Source organism: Ruegeria sp. CE8 (assembly GCF_056537465.1).
On record NZ_JBQFRP010000001.1, the window covers coordinates 490,233 to 511,986 of the forward strand.

At 58.7% G+C, this 21,754-nt stretch carries 18 protein-coding genes and 1 tRNA gene; 7 read left to right on the forward strand and 12 right to left on the reverse strand.

Annotated features, from left to right (window positions below; all coding sequences use genetic code 11):
* Nucleotides 1-66: 66 nt before the first annotated feature.
* The gene (locus ACR0AA_RS02500) at nucleotides 67-2,103 is read left to right on the forward strand and encodes a ComEC/Rec2 family competence protein (protein ID WP_480660388.1); all 2,037 of its coding nucleotides are present in this window, start codon (nucleotides 67-69) and stop codon (nucleotides 2,101-2,103) included.
* A 2-nt stretch (nucleotides 2,104-2,105) separates the two neighbouring features.
* On the opposite strand, the gene lexA is transcribed toward ACR0AA_RS02500, so the two are convergent.
* The 6 genes from lexA to ACR0AA_RS02530 form a co-directional block, all read right to left on the reverse strand.
* The gene (gene lexA, locus ACR0AA_RS02505; RefSeq protein ID WP_480660386.1) at nucleotides 2,106-2,804 is read right to left on the reverse strand and encodes a transcriptional repressor LexA; all 699 of its coding nucleotides are present in this window, start codon (nucleotides 2,802-2,804) and stop codon (nucleotides 2,106-2,108) included.
* A gap of 78 nt (nucleotides 2,805-2,882) precedes the next feature.
* Entirely contained in the window at nucleotides 2,883-4,055 is a 1,173-nt protein-coding gene (locus ACR0AA_RS02510; RefSeq protein WP_480660384.1) for a molybdopterin molybdotransferase MoeA, read from the reverse strand.
* Nucleotides 4,052-4,525 carry a cyclic pyranopterin monophosphate synthase MoaC gene (moaC, locus tag ACR0AA_RS02515; RefSeq protein ID WP_480660382.1) on the reverse strand — a complete coding sequence of 158 codons (474 nt, stop codon included), beginning with the start codon at nucleotides 4,523-4,525 and terminating at the stop codon, nucleotides 4,052-4,054. The genes ACR0AA_RS02510 and moaC overlap by 4 nt, the downstream gene beginning before the upstream one ends.
* Nucleotides 4,525-5,337 carry an indole-3-glycerol phosphate synthase TrpC gene (gene trpC / locus ACR0AA_RS02520; protein WP_480660380.1) on the reverse strand — a complete coding sequence of 271 codons (813 nt, stop codon included), beginning with the start codon at nucleotides 5,335-5,337 and terminating at the stop codon, nucleotides 4,525-4,527. Before trpC ends, moaC begins: the two co-directional genes overlap by 1 nt.
* Complete coding sequence (trpD, locus tag ACR0AA_RS02525) at nucleotides 5,334-6,353, reverse strand: anthranilate phosphoribosyltransferase (RefSeq protein ID WP_480755366.1); 1,020 nt, start codon at nucleotides 6,351-6,353, stop codon at nucleotides 5,334-5,336. Before trpD ends, trpC begins: the two co-directional genes overlap by 4 nt.
* The gene (locus tag ACR0AA_RS02530) at nucleotides 6,350-6,931 is read right to left on the reverse strand and encodes an anthranilate synthase component II (RefSeq protein ID WP_480755367.1); all 582 of its coding nucleotides are present in this window, start codon (nucleotides 6,929-6,931) and stop codon (nucleotides 6,350-6,352) included. The genes trpD and ACR0AA_RS02530 overlap by 4 nt, the downstream gene beginning before the upstream one ends.
* A 195-nt stretch (nucleotides 6,932-7,126) precedes the next feature.
* Between ACR0AA_RS02530 and ACR0AA_RS02535 the strand changes: the two genes are divergently transcribed.
* Entirely contained in the window at nucleotides 7,127-8,689 is a 1,563-nt protein-coding gene (locus ACR0AA_RS02535) for a divergent polysaccharide deacetylase family protein (RefSeq protein WP_480660374.1), read from the forward strand.
* Nucleotides 8,690-8,734: 45 nt separating this feature from the next.
* On the opposite strand, the gene trpE is transcribed toward ACR0AA_RS02535, so the two are convergent.
* From trpE to fabI, 5 genes are all read right to left on the reverse strand, one after another.
* Nucleotides 8,735-10,246: an anthranilate synthase component I gene (gene trpE, locus ACR0AA_RS02540; protein WP_480660372.1), complete on the reverse strand. Its 1,512-nt coding sequence runs from the start codon at nucleotides 10,244-10,246 to the stop codon at nucleotides 8,735-8,737.
* Between the two features lie 12 nt (nucleotides 10,247-10,258).
* Nucleotides 10,259-12,100, reverse strand: coding sequence for a peptidyl-prolyl cis-trans isomerase (locus ACR0AA_RS02545; RefSeq protein WP_480755368.1), 1,842 nt, complete (start codon nucleotides 12,098-12,100; stop codon nucleotides 10,259-10,261).
* Nucleotides 12,101-12,183: 83 nt separating this feature from the next.
* Entirely contained in the window at nucleotides 12,184-13,359 is a 1,176-nt protein-coding gene (locus ACR0AA_RS02550; RefSeq protein WP_480755369.1) for an aminotransferase, read from the reverse strand.
* A gap of 30 nt (nucleotides 13,360-13,389) precedes the next feature.
* Nucleotides 13,390-13,899: a xanthine phosphoribosyltransferase gene (gene gpt / locus ACR0AA_RS02555; protein WP_170424560.1), complete on the reverse strand. Its 510-nt coding sequence runs from the start codon at nucleotides 13,897-13,899 to the stop codon at nucleotides 13,390-13,392.
* Nucleotides 13,900-13,903: 4 nt separating this feature from the next.
* Nucleotides 13,904-14,710, reverse strand: coding sequence for an enoyl-ACP reductase FabI (gene fabI / locus ACR0AA_RS02560; RefSeq protein WP_480660366.1), 807 nt, complete (start codon nucleotides 14,708-14,710; stop codon nucleotides 13,904-13,906).
* Between the two features lie 135 nt (nucleotides 14,711-14,845).
* Between fabI and pdxH the strand changes: the two genes are divergently transcribed.
* The 4 genes from pdxH to ACR0AA_RS02580 all read left to right on the forward strand — a co-directional run bounded on the left by pdxH (nucleotide 14,846) and on the right by ACR0AA_RS02580 (nucleotide 16,695).
* Nucleotides 14,846-15,451, forward strand: coding sequence for a pyridoxamine 5'-phosphate oxidase (gene pdxH / locus ACR0AA_RS02565; protein ID WP_480660364.1), 606 nt, complete (start codon nucleotides 14,846-14,848; stop codon nucleotides 15,449-15,451).
* A gap of 142 nt (nucleotides 15,452-15,593) precedes the next feature.
* Nucleotides 15,594-16,100, forward strand: a complete 507-nt coding sequence (locus tag ACR0AA_RS02570; protein WP_174823325.1) for a cold-shock protein — start codon at nucleotides 15,594-15,596, stop codon at nucleotides 16,098-16,100.
* Nucleotides 16,101-16,143: 43 nt separating this feature from the next.
* On the forward strand, nucleotides 16,144-16,575 hold the full coding sequence (locus ACR0AA_RS02575; protein ID WP_480661198.1) for a DUF192 domain-containing protein: 432 nt from the start codon (nucleotides 16,144-16,146) through the stop codon (nucleotides 16,573-16,575).
* Between the two features lie 43 nt (nucleotides 16,576-16,618).
* A tRNA-Pro gene (locus ACR0AA_RS02580) sits at nucleotides 16,619-16,695 on the forward strand.
* Nucleotides 16,696-16,705: 10 nt separating this feature from the next.
* Here ACR0AA_RS02580 and ACR0AA_RS02585 read toward each other — a convergent pair.
* The gene (locus ACR0AA_RS02585) at nucleotides 16,706-17,140 is read right to left on the reverse strand and encodes a hypothetical protein (RefSeq protein ID WP_480755370.1); all 435 of its coding nucleotides are present in this window, start codon (nucleotides 17,138-17,140) and stop codon (nucleotides 16,706-16,708) included.
* Nucleotides 17,141-17,662: 522 nt separating this feature from the next.
* Here ACR0AA_RS02585 and ACR0AA_RS02590 point away from each other — a divergent pair.
* Nucleotides 17,663-21,283: a vitamin B12-dependent ribonucleotide reductase gene (locus ACR0AA_RS02590; protein WP_480660360.1), complete on the forward strand. Its 3,621-nt coding sequence runs from the start codon at nucleotides 17,663-17,665 to the stop codon at nucleotides 21,281-21,283.
* The last annotated feature ends 471 nt before the right edge of the window (nucleotides 21,284-21,754 follow it).

A 21,754-nucleotide genomic window follows, 5' to 3' on the forward strand; every position in this document is an offset into this window, starting at 1 on the left:
CCTTTTGGTAACCGTGTCGGGCATAGATTGGCGCCTGTCTAACGAGCCCGAAGGACGGGGGCAACCATGCGTGTTCTGGCACGGGTCGAGACCTCATTGCTGAACCAGACAGGGTATTTGTTTCAGTGGTCTCCGGTGTGTCTGGCTGGCGGAATTGGACTGTATTTTAGCCTCCGGTTCGAACCGGATTGGGTGGTTTATGCAAGCCTCACGGCTGCGATTGCCATTTGCTTGGGGGTGGCACGCATATTGTCGTCTGGCTGGACTGCGTTGGCAACAGGGGGGGCGCTGATCGCTGCCGGGTTCATCCTGGCGGGTGTACGCGCCCATACGGTGGCAGAGCCGGTCCTGTCGTGGCGTTACTACGGCCCGGTCGAGGGGCGGGTCGTAGCCATGGATCGCTCTGCGTCGGACGCGTTGCGGGTAACGCTGGATCGGGTGCGTATAGGGGATGTGCCCGGTGATCAGCGGCCGCAGCGCGTCCGGCTTTCCTTGCACGGTGACGCGGTTCCACTTGCGCCGGGGCAAAGGATCATGACAACCGCGCATCTGTCTCCACCGCAAGGCCCGGTTGAGCCTGGCGGGTTCGATTTTCGACGACATGCCTGGTTTCAGCGCCTTGGCGCCGTTGGATACACGCGTGTTCCTGTGCTGACTGCGGCACCTTCACAGTCCGACGGCGTCCGTGTCACTGCATGGCGAATGGCGATTTCCGACCATGTCCGAACGATCCTGCCAGGTGAGATCGGCGGGTTTGCAGCCGCTGTTACGACCGGAGATCGCAGCGGAATAGGGCAAGACACCTTGAAGACGCTGCGCGCATCGAACCTGGCGCATTTGCTGGCGATTTCAGGCCTGCACATGGGATTGCTGACAGGCTTCGTCTATCTGATGTGCCGCGTGATGCTGTCTGCTGTCCCAATGCTGGCGCTCAGGTTGCCAGTGCGGAAACTGGCGGCTGTCTGCGCCTTTGTTGCGGCAGTCGTCTACTTATTGCTGTCGGGTGGAAACGTGGCCACCGAACGTGCTTTTGTCATGGCCAGCGTCATGCTGGGCGCCATATTGGTTGATCGGCGCGCCATCTCGTTGCGGGCTGTGGCGATTGCAGCGTTGATCGTTCTGATCCTGCGACCAGAATCCTTGCTGAGCCCGGGGTTTCAGATGTCTTTTGCCGCGACCACGGCACTTGTTGCGGTGTTCGGAGCGTTGCGGGATATCGGTCCGCTGCCTGGGCCGGGATGGTTGAAACCGGTTTTGGGGTTGTTGCTGTCCTCGGCCATTGCGGGCCTTGCAACAGCGCCGATCGGCGCGGCTCATTTCAATACGATGTCCCACTACGGGTTATTGGCCAACATGCTGTCGGTTCCGGTGATGGGCACGATCGTTGTGCCTTCGGCCGTTGTTGCGGCATTGTTGGCACCATTCGGGCTTGAAGCCTTGCCGCTGGTCATCATGGGATTTGGGCTGGAATGGATCCTCGCGGTATCCCAATGGGTTTCCGGGCTGGACGGGGCGCAGGGGTATGTCGTCAATCCGCCATTCTACGTCCTACCTCTTTTTGCGCTCGGCGGCCTGTGGATCGCGCTGTGGAGGGGGCACGCAAAATGGGTGGGTGGTTTCCCGGTGGTTGCAGCATTTTTGCTTTGGGGGCAGGGGCATCGTCCGGATGTTTTGATCGCCGACACCGGCGGGCTTGTCGGGGTCATGACCGAACAAGGGCGGGCACTGAGCAAGCAGAAGGGAAGCGGGTTTGTCGCAACCATATGGTTGGAAAACGACGGAGACGGTGTGGATCAGCAGCAGGCGGCCGCGCGGTGGCCGCAGGGTTCGGGCGGTGTTCAGCGTTATGATTGGCGCGGTAAAGAGGTGCTTCACATCACAGGTAAACGCGCGGCGAGTGGCTTCAATGAGTGTTCAGGGAACCAGATCATAGTCTCGGCCGTTGCGCTGCAGTTAGACGGCGGTTGCAAGGTATTCGATCCGGAAAGGTTGCTGGAAACCGGAAGCCTGTCCCTGTCGGACGGCAAGATCACAACCAGCAAAGAGGCGATTGGAAACAGGTTGTGGTCCCCGGACGCGTCCGGAGACCGCGATATCAAATGAGATCAATAGCTGCGGATCAATCCGACCAGTCGCCCCTGAACCTTGACCTTTTCCTCTGGCAGAACGCGGGTTTCGTACGCTGGGTTGGCGGCCTCAAGCGCGATGGCCTGACCCCGGCGGAAAAACCGCTTCAGAGTGGCTTCCTGATCCTCGACCAGCGCGACAACAATGTCGCCGTTATCGGCAACAGAGGTTTCGCGAATTACCACCACATCCCCATCGTTGATGCCCGCGTCGATCATCGAGTCTCCGCGCACTTCCAATGCATAGTGCTCGCCCTTTCCCGATACCATCGTACCGGGCACTGCAACACGGTGTGAGACGTGACTGATAGCTTCGATCGGTACACCGGCAGCGATGCGACCCATCACGGGCAGTTCCAGTGCATTCACAGTAACGGGTTCAAAATTCGCTGGGCGCTGTCCGTCCGGTTTGTCACCCTCAATCACGCGGGGCTTGAACGCTGCTGTCGGCTCTCCGCCCAGGCTTTCGGGGAGTTTGACGATTTCGATAGCGCGGGCACGATGTGCCAGGCGCCGGATAAACCCACGTTCTTCCAACGCGGTGATCAGCCGGTGGATACCGGATTTGGATCTGAGGTCCAATGCGGCCTTCATTTCATCGAAACTGGGCGGAACACCGTCCGCCTGAACGCGTTTGTGGATGAATTCCAACAAATCCAACTGTTTCTTGGTCAGCATTGCTCACACCTCGTCGGTCATGCGTTTTCTTTTGTTCTACGCATGTTCACGTTTTGTGTCAACGGAATTGAGCAACGCCTATATCGGCAGATACTGAACTTCTTCCCCGATGGAGCGGTCGGGATCATGCGGGGCGCGCACCAATAGCGCGTTCGCCTCAGCCAAAACGCTGAGCAGCGAACTGTCCTGATCGGGGCAGGCGCGGATGCCGGATTCGTCCCGCACCGCACGCATGTAATGCTCTCGCGGTCCGTTCTTGCCTAGCGGTTCAGTAAGACGCGCGCTTTGAAGCGGGGGTAGAACCTGTTCGATGCCCAGCATGCGCCGCACCATTGGCAACAGGAAGAGATAGCCGCAAACCATTGCACTGACAGGATTTCCCGGCAATCCAACCATCGCAGAACGACCCAACCGACCAGCCATCAGGGGCTTACCCGGTCGCATTCGGATCTTGTAGAACGACTGCTCCATCCCGAGGCCGGAGGAGACATCGGATACCAGATCATAATCGCCGACTGAGGCACCGCCGATGGTGACCACCAGATCAGCACCCTCCGCAAGTCCAAAGGCGGTCTCAAGCGACGAGACGGTATCGCGCGCGATGGGAAGAATGCGCACATGTGCACCGGCTTCTTCCAGCAACGCTTTCAGACCAAAGGTGTTGGAGGCGATGATCTGGTCGGGGCCAGGTGTTTCGCCGGGCATCACCAACTCGTCGCCCGTCGAAATCAACGCGACCACAGGCTTTCGCGCCACTGGTATTCTGGCCACGTTCATTGCCGCCATCAGCGCGATGTCTTCCGCGCGCAAGCGGCGGGGCGCGTGGATTTTTGTGCCAGTGCTGAAATCGACGCCGGCCGGGCGGATGTTGGTTTTCGGGCCGGGCAGGTCCGAGATTGTGATCAGATCGCCTCGCCGTTCAGTGTCTTCCTGTATGACAACGAAATCTGCCCCATCAGGAATGGGGGCGCCGGTAAAGATGCGAACAGCTTGCCCAGGGCCAACGCGGCCTTCGAAACGTTTGCCAGCGGCCGACTCGCCGATGACCTTGAACATCGCATGCAGTTCAACTTCGGTCGATTTCAGGGCGTACCCGTCCATCGAGGACGCGGCAAAAGGCGGCTGATCGCGTGTGGCGACTACGTCCTGTGCAAGTACACGCCCGGCGGCTTCTGACAGTTTTACGGTTTCGGCCGGCAGGGGCGAGACCAGATCAAACAGCAGCGCACGGGCCTCTTCGACAGTAATCATTTCGCCTCGTAACGTCCTGACTTTCCACCGTCTTTCAACAATACGCGAATACCGCCGATCTCCATTGCCTTATCGACGGCCTTGGTCATGTCATACACCGTCAAGGCGGCCGTCGACACGGCGGTCAGAGCCTCCATCTCGACCCCGGTCTGGCCGGACGTTTTGACGGTAGCCTGGACCTGAACGCCAGGAAGGTCCGGGTCCAGTGTCAGTTCGACGGATACCTTCGTGACCGGCAGCGGATGGCACAGCGGGATCAGGTCGGGTGTTTTCTTCGCCCCCATGATACCCGCGAGGCGCGCAACACCCAGAACGTCACCCTTTTTGGCGCGGCCTTCCGAGATCAGATCAAAGGTTTCCTGCGCCATTTTGATGTGGCCAGCCGCTACGGCGACGCGGTCGGTGACCTTTTTGTCGGAGACATCGACCATATGGGCCTGTCCCTGCGCATCAAAATGGGTCAGTGGCATCACATAACTCCGGGGATCAGAGGGCTTGCCAGCAGGTGGCGGGTTGCCGCTTCAACATCGTCCTGACGCATCAGGCTTTCGCCGATCAAAAAGCAGCGTGCGCCATAACGCGCGATATCCGCCAGGTCTTCGGGTGTGCTCAGTCCACTTTCGCAGACGATCGTCCGGCCCGCTGGGACCAGTTTCGACAAACTCCGTGTTGTATCAAGAGAGGTCTCGAACGTCTTGAGATTGCGGTTGTTTATCCCAATCAGAGAGCTTTTCAGTTTCGAGGCGCGTTCCAGCTCTTCCGCATCGTGGACCTCGATCAAAACGTCCATGCCCCATTCGAAAGCCGTCTGTTCCAGTTCAGCCGCCTGAGCGTCATCAACCGATGCCATGATAATCAAGATGCAGTCCGCGCCCAACGCCCGTGCCTCAACGACCTGATAGGGGTCGTACATGAAGTCTTTGCGCAATGCGGGCAGTGAAGTGGCCGCGCGGGCTGCGGTCAGGTACTCTTTTGCGCCCTGAAAGCTGGGCGTGTCGGTCAGCACCGACAAACATGCTGCTCCGCCTTCTTCATAGGCTTTGGCCAAAGCAGGTGGATCGAAGTCCGGGCGGATCAAACCTTTGGACGGGCTTGCTTTCTTGACCTCGGCAATCAAGCCATAACCCCGACGCGCCGCTGTCCGAAGCGCATCGGCGAACCCACGGACCTCTGGGGCATTGCGAGCTTCGTTTTCCAGTGTTTCCAGCGATTTCTGCGCTTTATCTGCCGCAACTTCTTCGAGTTTATAGGCTTTGATCTTGTCCAGAACCGTCTCGGTCATGCGGCCTCCTGCGTAATTCGGGCCAGTGCCGCGATTTTGTCTTTAGCTTTCCCGCTGTCGATACTTTCAGACGCCTTGGCGACGCCGTCTTTCAAGTCATCGGCAGCGTCCGCAACCACCAGGGCTGCGGCAGAGTTCAACAATACTGCGTCCCGGTATGCCGATGGTGCACCGTCCAGCAAGGCGCGGAAGGCAACAGCGTTTTCCTCTGGCGTACCGCCGATGATGTCCTCGAACGGATGCACGGGCAGCCCGGCGTCTTCGGGGTGCAGTTCAACTTCTTTGACAACGCCGTCTTCCAGCGAAGCAACCCAGCTGATCCCGGTGATTGTAAGCTCGTCAGTTCCGTCTGACCCGTGGACCAACCAGGCGTGTTCCGCACCCAGCAAGCCCAAAGTTTCGGCCATCGGGCGGATCAGGTCGCGGCTGAACGCGCCGGTCAACTGCCGCCGAACACCTGCAGGGTTGGTCAGCGGGCCCAGGATATTGAAAATCGTGCGCGTCCCAAGCTCTTGCCGGCTAGGCATGACATGCGCAATTGCGGGATGGTGCATGGGCGCCATCATGAAACCGATTCCGACCTCTTGTAAAGCCTTTTCAACGGTTTGCGGGCCGACCATTACGTTGATTCCCAGCTGACCCAAGGCATCCGCCGCACCAGATTTCGAGCTGAGGTTACGGTTGCCATGTTTCGCAACGGTGACACCAGCACCGGCTACGACAAACGCTGTTGCCGTCGAGATGTTCAAAGTACCTTTGCCATCGCCGCCTGTGCCGACGATATCCATAGCGCCCGCGGGGGCTTGGACTGCATTGCACTTTGCGCGCATCACGGCTGCAGCGGCGGCGTATTCGTCAACCGTTTCTCCGCGCGTGCGCATCGCCATCAACAGCCCGCCGATCTGGCTGGGCGTGGCTTCACCGTTGAACAGGATACCAAAGGCCTGTTCGGCCTCGGCACGGGTCAGGGGCCGGTCGGCTGCGGCTCCGATCAGTGGTTTCAGAGCGTCGCTCATGCAGGAACTTTCATCTCGGACAGGAAATTCTTGAGCAGGGCGTGGCCATGCTCGGAGGCGATGGATTCCGGATGGAATTGGACGCCGTGAATGGGCAGCTCTTTGTGCTGCAGGCCCATGATTGTCCCGTCATCCAGTTTCGCCGTGATTTCAAGGCAATCGGGCAGGGTGTTCGGTTCAACCACCAGCGAATGATAGCGGGTCGCCTCAAATGGCGACGGCAGTCCGGCAAAAACGCCTTTTCCGGCGTGGTGCATTGTACCCATCTTGCCATGCACGATCTCATGGCAGCGAATGACATCTCCACCAAATGCCTGACCGATGGTCTGATGCCCCAGACAGACGCCCATAAGCGGCGTCTTCGTCTCAGCCGCAGCTTCGGTCAAAGCCAGGCAAATCCCCGCCTGATCCGGGTCACACGGACCGGGGCTCAGCAAGATCCCCGCCGGGTTCATGGCCATGGCTTCCTGGACATCCAAGGCATCATTCCGCCGAATGACCATTTCGGCGCCAAGTTCGCCTAAATAATGTACCAGGTTGTAGGTAAACGAGTCGTAGTTGTCGATCAGCAGCAGCATTTGGGCACTTGTCTCGGCTTGGGCATTTCGGACTGGCGATACAGCCCCTGGCCACGGTATAATGTCGGGACATACATGCTCAGGCTTGTGGGGCAGCGTCAAGGGGACATCCTGTTCCGGGCGCAATCACAAGCTACAAGCGCGGCGAACGGCGTTGAGGCGACCGAAGCACGATGAAGGCGAGAGGCAGTTAAGATGGGCGGATTTTTAGGCGGAATGATCGCGGGGGCGGTCGTTGTAGCGCTGCTTGGAGCGGTACTATCCCTGAACACCCCTTTGACCCGAAAACCGGTAGTATCCGCAGAGGCACCGGAACCCGCGTCGGCCGAGGTTCCTGAAGTCAGCACGGACGCCGCTGAGTCAATTGCAGATGCCGATCTGGTAACCCTGCCTCCGGTTTCGGTGGATGCCTCTGCAGAACAGACGGACAGTCTGGCCGGGCTGGCCGAGGTGGAAATCGCTCCGGACACCGAGCCCAAGATTAGCGTGGTGGTCGCACAGGTCGAAGCCCTGGAAACCACCGAAACGTCGGAGGTGACCATCTCGGCCGAGGCACCGGTCGTGCCTCAGGCACCTGCACCCCTGCAGCACTTACCGAACACCGAGGATGAGCCGGTTCTGGCAGACGCCGCGCCCGAGCCACCGGCACCCGTCGTGGAAGAGGAAACCGTTGTCGAGGTTGAGCCGCAGCCTGAACCCGAAACTGTCGAGATACAACCAGAGCAGCTGACGCAGCCGGAAGTTGCTGAGACACCGACGGAACCCGAGCCGCAGCCGGAAATTGCCGAAACACCCACCGAACAGGAGCCTGAAGTAGCGGCGCTGCAGCCAGAGCCTGAAACGCAGCCTGTCGCGGCGGAACCTCAGGAGCCGAAGGTAAAGCCGCTAGAGGACAACCCGATTGCTGTGGAAGGTGAAGAAGACCCGCAATTGCGGAAATTGCCCCGGATCGCGGCCGTTCCGCAGATTGGCGGAGCGGAGACAGCAAACACAGGCCTCACCATCGGCAAGCGCGTGGTTCCTTTGACGGAACGCGATGATACGACGGAAGCAGGACCTGACCCGGTAGAGATCATCCAGCCTGGAAAACCGATTGATGCCTACGCCGCCAAGTTCGACAACCCCGAAGCCAAACCCCTTATGTCGATCATTCTGATCGACGACGAGGGCGCGTACGGGGCCGAGGCGCTGCAAGACTTCCCGTATCCGCTCAGCTTTGCGGTCAGCCCGTCCGATCCGGAGGCAGCTGAAAAGATGGCTAAACACCGTGCAGCCGGTTTCGAAGTGCTTGCCCTTGCTGACCTGCCCCGGGCCGCCAGCGCTCAGGACGCCGAGGTATCGTTGGCGGTCTGGCTGGAAACCCTGCCGGAAACCGTTGGCATTCTGGAAGGCGTGGACACGGGAATTCAGGGCAACCGCAAACTTGCCGATCAGGTCGCCGCCATTGCCGGAGATACCGGCCGTGGTCTGGTCACGCAGGATAACGGTTTGAACACTGTACAAAAGCTGGCAGCGCGAAACGGCGTCCCATCGGGTGTCATCTTCCGCGACATCGACGGGGCGCGTCAGGATCCCAAGATCATGCGGCGTTTTCTGGACCAGGCCGCGTTCCGCGCCGGCCAGCAGGGAACGGTGGTGATGCTGGGACGTTTGCGCCCCGACACCATCTCGGCTTTGTTGTTGTGGGGTTTGGAAGACCGGGGCAGCCGTGTGGCGATGGCTCCGATCTCTGCGGTCATGATGAAAGAAGCTCAGTAAGGCCAGAAAATGTAAACGGCTGACCGTTGGGGTCAGCCGTAAATCTTAAGAATTGCCAGATCCTGTGAACCGGGCGGCATCTGCTGCGGCGCGCCGGATGGCGTTGGATTTGTGGACCGTTTCCATGAATTCAGCCTCGGGGTCGCTGTCATAGACAACACCGCCGCCTGCCTGAATGTACAGTTTCTGATCCTTCACGATGGCCGTACGCAGGGCGATACACATGTCCATGTCACCGCCTGCACTGAAATACCCGACACCGCCGCCATAAATGCCACGCTTTTCCGGCTCCAGTTCGTCGATGATCTCCATCGCGCGTACCTTCGGAGCACCCGACACAGTGCCCGCAGGCATTCCGGCAAAGAAGGCATCCAGCGCGTCTTTGTCCTCGGCCAGTTCGCCGACCACGTTCGAAACGATGTGCATCACGTGGCTGTAGCGTTCGATGATGAACTCTTCGGTCGGTCGCACTGTCCCGATCTTGGAAACCCGACCCGTGTCGTTTCGGCCCAGATCCAGCAGCATCAGGTGTTCTGCCAGCTCTTTCTTATCGGCCAGCAGGTCGACCTCGTTAGCCTTGTCCTCTTCGGGGGTGGCACCGCGCGGGCGTGTACCTGCGATGGGGCGGATTGTGACTTCGTCCCCGAAGACGCGCACCAGAATCTCGGGGCTGGCCCCTACGACCTGAAAGCCACCGAAATTGAAGTAGAACATGAAGGGCGACGGGTTTGTGCGCCGCAATGAGCGGTAAAGAGCGAAGGGTGGTTGGGGGAAGTCTTGCGTCCAGCGTTGCGCCGGGACCACCTGAAAGATGTCGCCCGCGCGGATATATTCCTTAGCCTTCTCAACCGCTTCCATATAGCCGGATTTGGTGAAGTTCGACACCGGTGGAGCCACCTCGGACGCGTCACCCAAATCCCGGGTTTCGGCTGGCATGGCGCGTTCCAGATCGCGCACAGCATCCATCACGCGTTCTGCGGCCTGAGCGTAGGCCGCCTTGGCGGATTGCCCTTCACTGACCCAAGCCGGGGACACTACCGTGACTTCGCCCTTTACACCGTCGAGCACCGCGATGACCGACGGCCGCAGCATGATCGCATCGGGCAGGCCAAGCGGGTCTGGGTTCACATCAGGCAAGTATTCGACCAGACGCACCATGTCATAGCCGAGATAGCCAAACAGACCCGCAGCTGCCTGCGGCAGGTCATCTGGCAGGTCAATTTTGCTTTCGGCCAGCAGCGCCCGCAGGTTGTCCATCGGGTTACCGTCCTGCGGCGAGAACGCCTCGGGGTCGAACCGGGCCGAGCGGTTCAGTTCAGAGGATTTGCCGTGGCAGCGCCAGATCAGGTCCGGTTTCATGCCGATGATCGAGTACCGGCCGCGAACCTCACCACCGGTGACCGATTCCAGCATGAACGCGTCTTTTTGCGCGCCCGTCAGCTTGAGCATCAGGGAAACCGGCGTATCCAGATCAGCGGCAAGGCGGGTGTATACGACCTGGTTCTCGCCAGCTTCATAAGCGCGTGCGAATTCGTCAAAATCGGGGGTCAGGGCCATATCCGGTCTCTTTTAATAGCTGGCCTGAACGGCATTCAGGGCCTGCTGATCCACGACGGGACGGGCACGGACCTGCGCATCGCGGACGTAGGCGTCAAAGATATTTTGCGCCAGCGCCTGGTCCAATTGCGCCGCCAGCGCCTCTTGCACCTGACGCAGCTCATCTGTTTCGGCAGGCGGCAGCAACTCGTCCACGCGCACGATGAATGCGGTACCGGCACTCGGAATGACGCGCAGGTCACCTTGTTCCATTTCAAAGACCTGCGTCATGAAGTCTGCGGGTACGTCTTCCAGGAAAGCAGTGCGGGTCAGGGCGTTTTCCACCCGGAAAGGTAAGCCGGTCACTGTGAAATCACCATCGGCTTTCACTTGCTCCAGAACAGTGTTCGCCTGTTCTTCCAGCGCCTTGTTGGTTTCAGCGAACGTCCATGCTGCAACAACGCGGTCGCGCGCGGTGTCCAGAGGTTCTGGCCGCGGCTCAAGCACCTCGTTCAGACGCAGGGCAAAGATGGATCCGTCCTCAAGGAACGCGACCTCAGGGAAATCGCCGTCCTGCACGGCTTCGGCGGCACTGCGGAAACCTTCGTAGGCTGCAACGCCATCTTCGCTCTGGCTGGTCCAGTCGATTTGGCCCAGCTCCATTTCAGTCTCGGCACCCAGCTCTTCCAGCGTTGCACCGCCCGCCAGCAGATCGTTGATATCCTCGGCCTGTGCTTCGATCAGGCGACGCGCGCGATCTGCGGCCAGCTCCTCACGCAGGGCGGCGGCGGCATCTTCGAACGGGGTGTTGTTTTCGGCAAGCGTACCGTTGATCCGGAACAGTGCGGGGCCAAATGTCGAAGGCAGCGGGCCGACCACAGCGTCCAGTTCGGCGGCAAACACGCCATCGGCGGCGTCGCCCAAGTCTTCACGGGTGACATCGCCAAGATCGATATCGCTCAGCTCCAGCTGACGATCCCGGACCAGTTGTTCGAAAGTTGTGCCGCCAACTTCAAGCTGCGCCATGGCGCTTTCGGCCTCATCCTCACTTGGGAAGGTGAGGCGCTCGACCAGCCGACGCTCAGGCTGTTGGAATTCAGCCGAACGCTGATCATAGAGGCGCTTTACCGCGTCCTCGTCGATTTCCACTTCGTCCAGCAACATTTCGGGTGACAGGATCGCATAGGTCAGCTTTTTGGTACGGGGCAGGGTGAACAGGTCGGTATTCTCGTCGTAATAGGCCTGAACCTCTTCGCCGGTCGGCTCGGCAACGGGCGCAAGCAGCGCATCCGGCGCTACGGTGGCGACGGTAAAACTGCGACGCGCGCCGACATAATCCGTCAGCACCTGTGTCAGGGTTTCCGGCATCTTCACACCGCTGACCACTGCGTTTTGAACGATGGTGCGGGATGTTTCCTTGCGCAGGTCCGATTCGAACTCGGTATCCGACATACCGACCTGATCCAGTTGGAACTGGTAAGCGTCACGGTCAAACGTGCCGTTGACGCCTTGGAAAGCGGGAATAGAAACGATTTCCTTTTGCAGGTTTTCATCGCCAATCGAGATGCCGAGCAATCCGACCTCATTATCCAGCGCGGCCAGCGCGGTCAGGCGCGACAAGGCCAGCCGGTCCAGACCGAATTCCATCGCCTGCGAAATCTGTATGGGTTGACCCGTCTGTTGCTCAACAGCGCGGATCTCGCGCTGCAGCTCACGGACATAATCGTCGACCGAGATATCCTCGTTCCCGACTTGGGCCACTGTGCGAACCGTGCCGGTCAGGCTGGTCGCGCCAAATCCCGCGAGGCCAAGCATCAAAAGGCCCATGAGAATCCAGACAAAGGTCTTCGATAGGTTTTTCATGCCTGCGGCCATGGTGCCCTCTTCGTGCTTATTCGGCAGGTATCTGCCCTGTCGGTTGCGGCCCTGAATACGACGCGCACCGTCGGGGGGCAAGATCAGAAGGACAGCGCCTTCAGCCGTTCGAACAATTGGCCCAATCCGGCGCGGTCAAGATTGGCGAATGCGATGCGCACCTGACATTTACCGGCCGGATCGTTTTCGGGCATGAACATGGTTCCGGGCAGCAGCAGAATGCCCGCCTCGGGCACCAGACGTCTGGCCAGCTCGTCCGAGGGGATATCGAACGGGTGCTCGAAATAAGCAAAGTAAGCGCCCAGACCCAACAGCCGCCAGCCCTTGTCGGTCAGGCTTGGCAAAAGCTCGGAAATTGCAGCGCGTCGATCAAGGATTTCATCCCGCTCGCCCGCAAGCCACTGAGACAGGTTCCGCATCCCCCAGAGGGCTGCGTACTGGCCGATCTGACCCGGGCAGATGGCGACGGTATCCAAAAACTTCTCGATCTCGGACAGCAGTCCCGAGTGGGTTGCAATCGCGCCGACGCGGTGACCGGTCAGACGATACGCCTTAGAAAACGAATAAAGATGGACCAGCGTTTTGTCCCAGTCGGGCTGACTGAACAGCTCATGAGGTGGACCGGTGCGGCTGTCGAAATCGCGGTAGGTCTCGTCCACGATAAGGCGTATACCCACCTCTTGCGCCAGGTCGAAGAACGCGCGCACAAGATGGGCTGGGTATTCAACACCGCCCGGATTGTTAGGGGTCACCAAAACAATGGCGCGGGTTTTGTCGGTGATCAGCTCTCGTGCCCTTTTGGGATCAGGCAAAAGGTCATCGCCCGTGGGCAAATCCACGGCCCGGACACCAGCCATGTCCAACCACATTTTGTGGTTAAAATACCAGGGCGTAGGCAGGATAACTTCGTCATCCTGATCGGTTATGGCGGTGATTGCAGCGGAAAAAGCCTGATTGCAGCCCGAAGTGATCGCCACCTGATCACTGGCAATGGTCGCATCATAGTGGAAACCGATTTGCCGGGCGAGCTCGGCGCGAAGATCAGGGTTGCCCAAAACCGGACCGTATAAATGGGCGCTGTCTTCGGTTACGGCGAATTCGGCCAAAGCTTCGCGCAAGGCCAAGGGCGGCGGGTCGACCGGAGCTGCCTGACTGACGTTTACGAGCGGCTGGTGGTCAGGAAAGTCCACGCCCTCCAGCCAGCGCCGCGCCTCCATCACCGGAGGGGCGAAGGTTGCGGCGGTGCGTGTCCGTGTCATGCGAGATCTCTGATTTGAAGACGGGGCGCGTCAGTCGGTGCCGCGATAGGGCTCGACATATTGCAGGGCCATATCCCAGGGGAAGAAAATCCAGGTGTCCTGGCTGACCTCGGTGATGAACGTATCAACCATCGGGCGGCCCTTAGGCTTGGCGTAAACCGTCGCGAAATGCGCCTTGGGGTAGAGGTCGCGCACCAGTTCCAGCGTTTTGCCGCTGTCGACCAGATCGTCGATGATCAAAACGCCCTCGCCATCCCCCATCAGCTCGGCATCGGGGGCTTTCAGAACTTCTGCCTCGCCTTGTTCCTGATGGTGGTACGAGCGCACGCTGATCGTGTCGACGGTGCGAATGTCCAACTCACGGCTGACAATCATCGCAGGGGCCATACCGCCGCGGGTGATTGCCACAACAGCGCGCCAGGCACCGTCATCCGGGCCTTGCCCGTCCAGACGCCAGGCCAATGCGCGGGAATCACGATGGATCTGATCCCAGCTGATGTGAAACCCTTTTTCGTGGGGCAGGCGGTCCTTGGCACTCATGTCATTACCCCTTTTCAACGTCCGGTGCGTCGACGGCCTTCATGCCGACGATGTGATAGCCCGAATCTACGTGCAGATTCTCGCCGGTCACGCCGCTGCTGAGATCGGACAGCAGATACAAAGCCGATTTGCCGACATCGTCGATGGTCACGTTGCGGCGCAGCGGCGAGTTGTACTCGTTCCACTTCATGATGTAGCGGAAGTCTCCGATGCCGCTGGCGGCCAGAGTCTTGATCGGACCCGCCGAGATCGAGTTGACACGAATACCGTCCTTGCCCAGATCCTCGGCCAGATATTTGACCGACGCCTCAAGCGCGGCCTTGGCGACACCCATCACGTTGTAATGCGGCATCACCTGCTCGGCACCGTAATAGGTCAGGGTGATTGCGCTACTGCCTTCGGACATCATCTTTTCGGCGCGCTGCATCACCGCGGTGAAGGAATAGACCGACACATCCATGGTGAGCTTGAAGTTCGCGCGAGACGTGTCGACATAGCGGCCACGAAGTTCGTTCTTGTCCGAGAAACCGATGGCGTGAACCACGAAGTCCAGCTTGCCCCATTTCTCTTCGAGAGATGTGAACAGCGCATCAATCGATTCTTCGTCACTGACGTCGCAGGGCAGGACGATTTCGCTGCCAAGTTGCGCTGCCAAAGGATCGACGCGTTTCTTAAGTGCGTCCCCTTGATAGGAAAAAGCCAGCTCTGCTCCGGATTCGGACAAGGCGCGGGCTATTCCCCATGCGATTGATTTATCATTGGCCAGTCCCATGATGAGGCCGCGTTTGCCGGCCATCAACTGATTTGACATGTTCGGTTCTCCGCCTGTCTTCGCGTCATGTCTGGATGGTTTATGCCATTGGATGCGCTGCATCAAGGCCGTGCGCTCTTGCCCGTGGCGGGTTCTCGCCCTAGGGTGGGCCACAATAGTTTCCAGGGGATGGGAATGAGCGAACGTGACGGCATTTTCGCCGGCACCGATCCGTTTGTGATAGCGGAGCGGTGGCTGGCCGAGGCCAAGGAAAAAGAACCGAACGATCCGAACGCGATTGCGCTGGCGACCGTGGACCCGGATGGTATGCCGAACGTGCGCATGGTTCTGTTGAAAGAGATCGAACCGGCGGCTTTTGTCTTTTACACTAACTATGAAAGTGCCAAGGCGGCCGAGCTGGACAGCGCAGGCAAAGCGGCTTTTGTGATGCATTGGAAATCTCTGCGGCGGCAAATCCGAGTTCGTGGTACAATCACCAGAGAAAGCGGGCCGCAGGCGGATGAGTATTACGCGTCCCGCTCGTTGAAAAGCCGACTGGGGGCTTGGGCATCCAAGCAATCTCAGCCGCTTAGCAGCCGGTCAGCTCTGATGGCTGAGGTGGCCAAGGTGACGGCCAAATTGGGTCCGAACCCACCACGTCCGCCTTTCTGGGGTGGCTACAGGCTGGTGCCAACCGAGATCGAATTTTGGGCCGATGGGGCGTTTCGGTTGCACGACAGGTTCCGGTGGCAGCGAGATCAAGAGGGTTCCGACTGGCAAATACAAAGGTTGAATCCATGACGTTCGCGTATCGTGAAATGCAAGCGACTGAAACAAAGGGATTTTTTCAGCTTGAATTTGCGGGCCATTCCCATACACATCGGACCCTTAACGAAATGATAATTTTCGCGATGGGAACGCCGTGCCAGAAGATCTGAACAACATGTACCGCGTCCGTGGACACGTGAAATGGTTCGACCCTGCAAAGGGTTACGGATTTGTCGTGTCTGACGAAGGCGGTCCGGATATTTTGTTGCACGTCAACGTATTGCGCAACTTCGGTCAGAGTTCGGTTGCGGATGGTGCTGGTATTGAGATTATGACTCACCGCACCGACCGTGGTGTTCAGGCGGTCGAAGTCATCAGTGTTGATCCGCCTGCGCGCACGGACACGATGATGCTGGCAGATTTTGCCGAGCTTGATCCGGTTGAGATCGCCGCAGCCCCGCTGGAGGCTGCGCGCGTCAAGTGGTTCGACAAAGGCAAAGGCTTTGGTTTTGCCAATGTTTTTGGTCGCGGTGAAGACGTATTCCTGCATATCGAAGTCTTGCGCCGCTCGGGGCTGTCAGACCTGCAACCGGGCGAAGCGCTTGCGATGCGAGTCATTGATGGCAAGCGTGGGCGAATGGCCGCACAGGTTCTGGCCTGGGAAGCGGCACTGGATGACTGAGTGATTCATGTCTAAGCTTGTTCCGGGTCTTGTTGTATCTTTGATGCTTTGGTCCGGAATGGCTTTGGCAGAGTGTCGACCGGATCGGGTCGATATTCGAAACGACTCGGCACAGATTCGATTCAATATTGAACTCGCGGTCACTCCGCAGGAGAGGTCGCGGGGCCTGATGTTCCGCGAGAACCTTCCCAACCGCTCGGGCATGTTGTTCGTTTTTGATCCGCCTCAGCCGGTCGTATTTTGGATGAAGAATACGCTGATTCCCCTGGATATCATTTTTCTCGACCGATCCGGCGTGGTGACTCGTGTCCACCAAGGGGCGATTCCCGAAGACCTGACGCCGATTGAAGGCGGCGATTCTGTCTTTGCGGTGCTCGAAATCAACGCGGGACTGGCGGCGCGCTACTCGATTAAACCGGGAACCGAGATGCGGCATGAAATTTTTTCGCAAGGTCCTGCAATTTGGTCCTGTTAGGGCTTTTCAAATCAGATCGGCATCGTTAGGAAGGCGCACGGTCCGGGGCGTGGCGCAGTCTGGTAGCGCACCTGTTTTGGGTACAGGGGGTCGTAGGTTCGAATCCTGCCGCCCCGACCACTCTTTTCACTTACGTTGGTAAACCACCCATCGCTTGGTAAAGCGCGCCAAGCGCCTTATCGAGTGTTTCGCTTTCCACCGGTACGCGGACCGATGGGCCGTTTCTTTGTGGTACATTGAAGAACAGCTCGGCATCCACGCGGTAGCCCATATTGTTCTTGGTCGACGTCAGGCGCATTACGCTTTTGGGCAGGTCCTGCGGATAGCCGTCATAGTTAAGAATCAGAAAGGCCGTTGTTTCCGGAGGGAGAAGCTCGGTACATTCGAAAACCCGATTCCCAACATTTTCAAACCGCTCACCGGGGCCGTCGCAGCTGATTTCAAACGTATCGAACAGTTTTTCAGGGTATTTCTCGAATTGGGCACTGCGAGTGGGCGGGGGCACATCTTGTGGTGTGCAGGCCACGATCAGAGCCAGAACCGGAAGAAAGCGTAACGATAACATCAGTTCTGATTCCTTTTACTGATTACGCTCAAAGCCCGAACTGGCGCATGGCTTCGGATGAGCTCTGCCCTGATTCTTAAACAGCCTACCCATCTTAGCGTTGGTTTATCAAATGCCGATAACTATGCCGGGAAACAGGGTTAATTCGTCTGGGGTTTTACAAAGGCGCAGTGGATGAACCTGTGGAGGAATCGGGCCTCAGCGCCGCGCAGGCGGGTGTCAGAATTCGGTCAACACAAAAGATATCAAAAATGGCTTAAAAATGGCGTTGACGATCTATGGGTAGATACGCCAAGTTGTATGGGCCGGAAGCGATGCCACAAAATCTGGTAGAAAAACCAGGGTAGGGCACAGGGCGAGGGTCGGAAAGCACATCATAGTAACGTGCAACCGTTAGGTCGGTATTGCGCTGCGGAATGCAGCGTCCGGTCTATTGCGCCTGAATTATTACGGCAAGGCGATCGGTCCGTGTCTCTGGACCAGATGCCAACGGACAAGTTGATTGAATCTAGGGCGGCGGACATGAAGATTGACAGGAAATTTACGAAACCGGGGCAGGATGCTTACGCAGATCTGGACTTTGTCTCTGCGACCTCCGAGATCCGAAACCCGGATGGCACAATCGTCTTTCGCCTGGATAACATCGAAGTGCCCGCGCGCTGGAGTCAGGTTGCAAGCGACGTTATTGCCCAGAAGTATTTCCGTAAGGCGGGCGTGCCGTCCAAGCTGAAAAAGGTCAAGGAAAAGGACGTCCCCGAATTCCTGTGGCGCTCGGTCCCCGCGGAGGGCGCTGAGTTCGATGGCGAGACGTCTTCCAAGCAAGTGTTTGACCGTCTGGCCGGTGCATGGGCCTATTGGGGCTGGAAAGGCGGTTATTTCTCGACCGAGGAAGACGCACGCGCCTATTTCGATGAGATGCGCTATATGCTGGCAACCCAGCGTGCCGCACCGAACAGCCCGCAGTGGTTTAACACCGGTCTGCACTGGGCATACGGAATCGATGGCCCGGCGCAGGGGCACCACTATGTCGACTACAAGACCGGCAAGCTGACCAAATCGAAATCCGCTTACGAACATCCGCAGCCGCACGCATGCTTCATCCAGTCTGTCGATGATGATCTGGTGAACGAAGGCGGCATCATGGATCTGTGGGTGCGCGAGGCGCGCCTGTTCAAATACGGCTCGGGCACCGGGACCAACTTCAGCCATCTGCGTGCAGAAGGCGAGGCGCTGTCGGGTGGCGGTAAGTCCTCGGGCCTCATGGGCTTTCTCAAGATCGGCGACCGCGCCGCTGGCGCGATCAAATCAGGCGGAACAACCCGTCGAGCAGCAAAGATGGTAATCGTCGATGCAGATCACCCCGACATCGAGCAATTCATCGAATGGAAGGTGATCGAAGAGCAGAAGGTGGCCTCGATCGTTGCCGGATCGAAGATGCACGAGAAGATGCTGAACGGCATTTTCGAGGCCATCCGCAGCTGGGACGGCGCGCAGGACGACGCGTATGATCCCAACAAGAATGACGGCCTGAAGAAAGCGGTTCGCGAAGCTAAAAAGGTTGCGATCCCCGAGACTTACATCAAACGTGTTCTCGATTACGCCAGACAGGGTCACGACAGTATCGAATTCCCGACCTATGATACGGACTGGGATTCGGAAGCCTATAGCTCGGTTTCGGGCCAGAACTCGAACAACTCGATCCGTGTAACCAACGCGTTCCTGACGGCTGTTGAAAAAGACGCCGATTGGGAGTTGATTAACCGCACCGATGGCAAGGTCTCCAAGACCGTCAAGGCGCGCGACCTGTGGGAAAAGGTTGGCCATGCGGCATGGGCCTGTGCCGATCCGGGCATCCAGTTCCACGACACCGTCAACGAATGGCACACATGCCCCGAAGATGGCGCGATCCGCGGTTCGAATCCATGCTCGGAATACATGTTCCTCGATGATACGGCCTGTAACCTGGCGTCGATGAACCTGCTGACCTTCCTCAAGGATGGCGAGTTCCAGGCGGCGGATTACATGCACGCTTCGCGTCTGTGGACCCTGACGCTGGAAATCTCGGTGACAATGGCGCAGTTCCCGTCGAAGGAAATCGCGCAACTGTCCTATGACTTCCGCACCTTGGGTCTGGGTTACGCCAATATCGGCGGTCTGCTGATGAACATGGGCTACAGCTATGACTCCGACGAGGGGCGGGCGATTTGTGGCGCACTGACTGCGATCATGACCGGTGTGGCCTATGCAACCTCGGCAGAGATCGCCGGTGAGCTTGGCCCGTTCAAAGGTTATGAGCGCAACGCAGACCACATGCTGCGCGTCATCCGCAACCACCGCCGCGCATCGCAGGGTGTGACCGAGGGCTATGAGAAACTGGCCGTAAAGCCGGTGCCTCTGGACCACGACAACTGCCCAGACAAGCGTCTGATCGATCTGGCCATGTCGGCTTGGGATGAAGCGCTGAGCCTCGGCGAAAAGAACGGCTACCGCAACGCGCAGGCGACCGTGATCGCACCCACCGGCACCATTGGTTTGGTGATGGATTGCGACACCACCGGGATCGAACCTGACTTTGCTCTGGTTAAGTTCAAGAAGCTGGCCGGTGGCGGTTACTTCAAGATCATCAACCGCTCGGTGCCGTCGGCGCTGGAAAAGCTGGGGTATTCCTCGTCTCAGATTGAAGAGATTGTGGGTTATGCCGTTGGTCACGGCACAATCGGCAACGCGCCGGGGATCAACCACACCTCGCTGACCGGCCACGGGTTTGGCCCGAATGAGCTGGCCAAAGTGGATGCCGCGCTGGAAAGCGCCTTCGACATCCGCTTCGTCTTCAACCAGTGGACGCTGGGCGAGGATTTTTGCACCGGCGTTCTGGGCATCCCGGCGACCAAGTTGAACGACCCGACCTTCGACCTGCTGCGCCACTTGGGCTTTACCAAGGCCGATATCGACGCAGCGAACGACCACGTCTGCGGAACCATGACGCTGGAAGGCGCGCCGCACCTGAGGGAAGAGCACTATTCGATTTTTGACTGCGCCAACCCTTGCGGCAAGAAAGGCAAGCGTTTCCTTGGGGTTGATAGCCACATCACTATGATGGCCGCGGCGCAAAGCTTCATCTCGGGTGCGATCTCGAAGACGATCAACATGCCGAATGACGCAACCATCGAGGATTGCCAGAAGGCTTACGAACTTTCGTGGTCGCTGGGTGTGAAGGCCAACGCGCTCTATCGCGACGGCTCGAAACTGTCGCAACCGCTGGCGGCGGCGCTGGTCGAGGATGATGATGAAGCGGCCGAAGTGCTGGAAAGCGGATCGGCGCAGGAAAAAGCAGTCGTCTTGGCCGAGAAAGTGATCGAGAAGGTTGTGGTAAAAGAAATGATCCGCAGCCATCGCGAGAAACTTCCGCATCGCCGCAAGGGCTATACCCAAAAGGCAATCGTGGGCGGTCACAAGGTTTACCTGCGGACCGGTGAGTTCGAGGACGGCAAGCTGGGTGAGATATTCATCGATATGCACAAGGAAGGCGCTGGCTTCCGGGCGATGATGAACAACTTTGCCATCGCGGTGTCGGTCGGTCTGCAATACGGCGTGCCGCTGGAAGAGTTCGTGGATGCCTTTACCTTCACCAAGTTCGAACCGGCAGGGATGGTGCAGGGCAACGACTCGATCAAGAACGCGACTTCGATCCTGGATTACATCTTCCGCGAACTGGCCGTATCCTATCTGGACCGCACCGATCTGGCCCACGTGAAGCCCGAAGGCGCAACCTTCGATGATCTGGGTCGGGGTGAAGAAGATGGCCTGTCCAACGTGTCCGAGATAAGCGATAGTGCTGCGTCCAAGTCTTTGGAAGTGCTGAAACAAATCAGTTCGACCGGATACCTCCGCAAGCGCCTGCCGCAGGACCTGATGGTCTTCAATGGCGGTCAGGCCGAGGTGAACGGCATGGCCGAAACCGCGCCCACATTCGAGGCGCCTGTTACGGAAACCGCGGTAGCAACCAGCATGGATGCCCGCACCAAGGCCAAGATGCAGGGCTACGAGGGCGATCCCTGCGGCGAATGCGGAAACTACACTCTAGTACGGAACGGAACCTGCATGAAATGCAACACCTGCGGCGCAACCAGCGGGTGTAGCTAAGGCAAACGCCCCGCCACGCGGGGTGTAGGGATCAGGATTTCCCCTCGGACATCCGATCCCGACGAACACGGAGCAAGGCGCCAAGACTTACCAAGGATGCCTTGTTCCACTCGGTCGACATGCCCGTGTTGGCCGGGAACAGGGTGGGGCGGAATATTTGCTCCCTCCCACTCTTTCACGGGGCGGGTGCGCTCGTCCCATGCGCAGTCCAGGCCGCAGGCAAAAAAACACCGGGCGGTCAACGAAATGAGCCTGGAAGGCGAAACTGACAGGGGGCTTCGGCCCCCTTTCTTTTTGGGCTGCCGACTCGCCGGTTTAGGCAGGGCCTTGCCGGATCGGGTAAGGCGCGTCGGGCAAGATTCGCCGAAACTCGTTTCGCGCATTTCGTCCAGCGGTTGATTGCGGACGCGACTCAGACAAACACGCGGAGAATAGCGCGAATTCGGTTGCCTCGACAGTTTGGGGTGACGG

Bases quoted from the DNA above. Each gene is read 5' to 3' on its own strand.
- ACR0AA_RS02535 (WP_480660374.1), top strand. From the start codon at position 7,127: ATGGGCGGATTTTTAGGCGGAATGATCGCGGGGGCGGTCGTTGTAGCG.
- ACR0AA_RS02510 (WP_480660384.1), bottom strand. From the start codon at position 4,055: ATGATTACTGTCGAAGAGGCCCGTGCGCTGCTGTTTGATCTGGTCTCG.
- ACR0AA_RS02500 (WP_480660388.1), top strand. From the start codon at position 67: ATGCGTGTTCTGGCACGGGTCGAGACCTCATTGCTGAACCAGACAGGG.
- ACR0AA_RS02570 (WP_174823325.1), top strand. From the start codon at position 15,594: ATGTACCGCGTCCGTGGACACGTGAAATGGTTCGACCCTGCAAAGGGT.
- fabI (WP_480660366.1), bottom strand. From the start codon at position 14,710: ATGTCAAATCAGTTGATGGCCGGCAAACGCGGCCTCATCATGGGACTG.
- ACR0AA_RS02550 (WP_480755369.1), bottom strand. From the start codon at position 13,359: ATGACACGGACACGCACCGCCGCAACCTTCGCCCCTCCGGTGATGGAG.
- trpC (WP_480660380.1), bottom strand. From the start codon at position 5,337: ATGACCGAGACGGTTCTGGACAAGATCAAAGCCTATAAACTCGAAGAA.
- ACR0AA_RS02530 (WP_480755367.1), bottom strand. From the start codon at position 6,931: ATGCTGCTGCTGATCGACAACTACGACTCGTTTACCTACAACCTGGTA.
- gpt (WP_170424560.1), bottom strand. From the start codon at position 13,899: ATGAGTGCCAAGGACCGCCTGCCCCACGAAAAAGGGTTTCACATCAGC.
- moaC (WP_480660382.1), bottom strand. From the start codon at position 4,525: ATGCCACTGACCCATTTTGATGCGCAGGGACAGGCCCATATGGTCGAT.
- ACR0AA_RS02585 (WP_480755370.1), bottom strand. From the start codon at position 17,140: ATGTTATCGTTACGCTTTCTTCCGGTTCTGGCTCTGATCGTGGCCTGC.
- ACR0AA_RS02575 (WP_480661198.1), top strand. From the start codon at position 16,144: ATGCTTTGGTCCGGAATGGCTTTGGCAGAGTGTCGACCGGATCGGGTC.
- trpD (WP_480755366.1), bottom strand. From the start codon at position 6,353: ATGAGCGACGCTCTGAAACCACTGATCGGAGCCGCAGCCGACCGGCCC.
- trpE (WP_480660372.1), bottom strand. From the start codon at position 10,246: ATGGCCCTGACCCCCGATTTTGACGAATTCGCACGCGCTTATGAAGCT.
- pdxH (WP_480660364.1), top strand. From the start codon at position 14,846: ATGAGCGAACGTGACGGCATTTTCGCCGGCACCGATCCGTTTGTGATA.
- lexA (WP_480660386.1), bottom strand. From the start codon at position 2,804: ATGCTGACCAAGAAACAGTTGGATTTGTTGGAATTCATCCACAAACGC.
- ACR0AA_RS02590 (WP_480660360.1), top strand. From the start codon at position 17,663: ATGAAGATTGACAGGAAATTTACGAAACCGGGGCAGGATGCTTACGCA.
- ACR0AA_RS02545 (WP_480755368.1), bottom strand. From the start codon at position 12,100: ATGGCCGCAGGCATGAAAAACCTATCGAAGACCTTTGTCTGGATTCTC.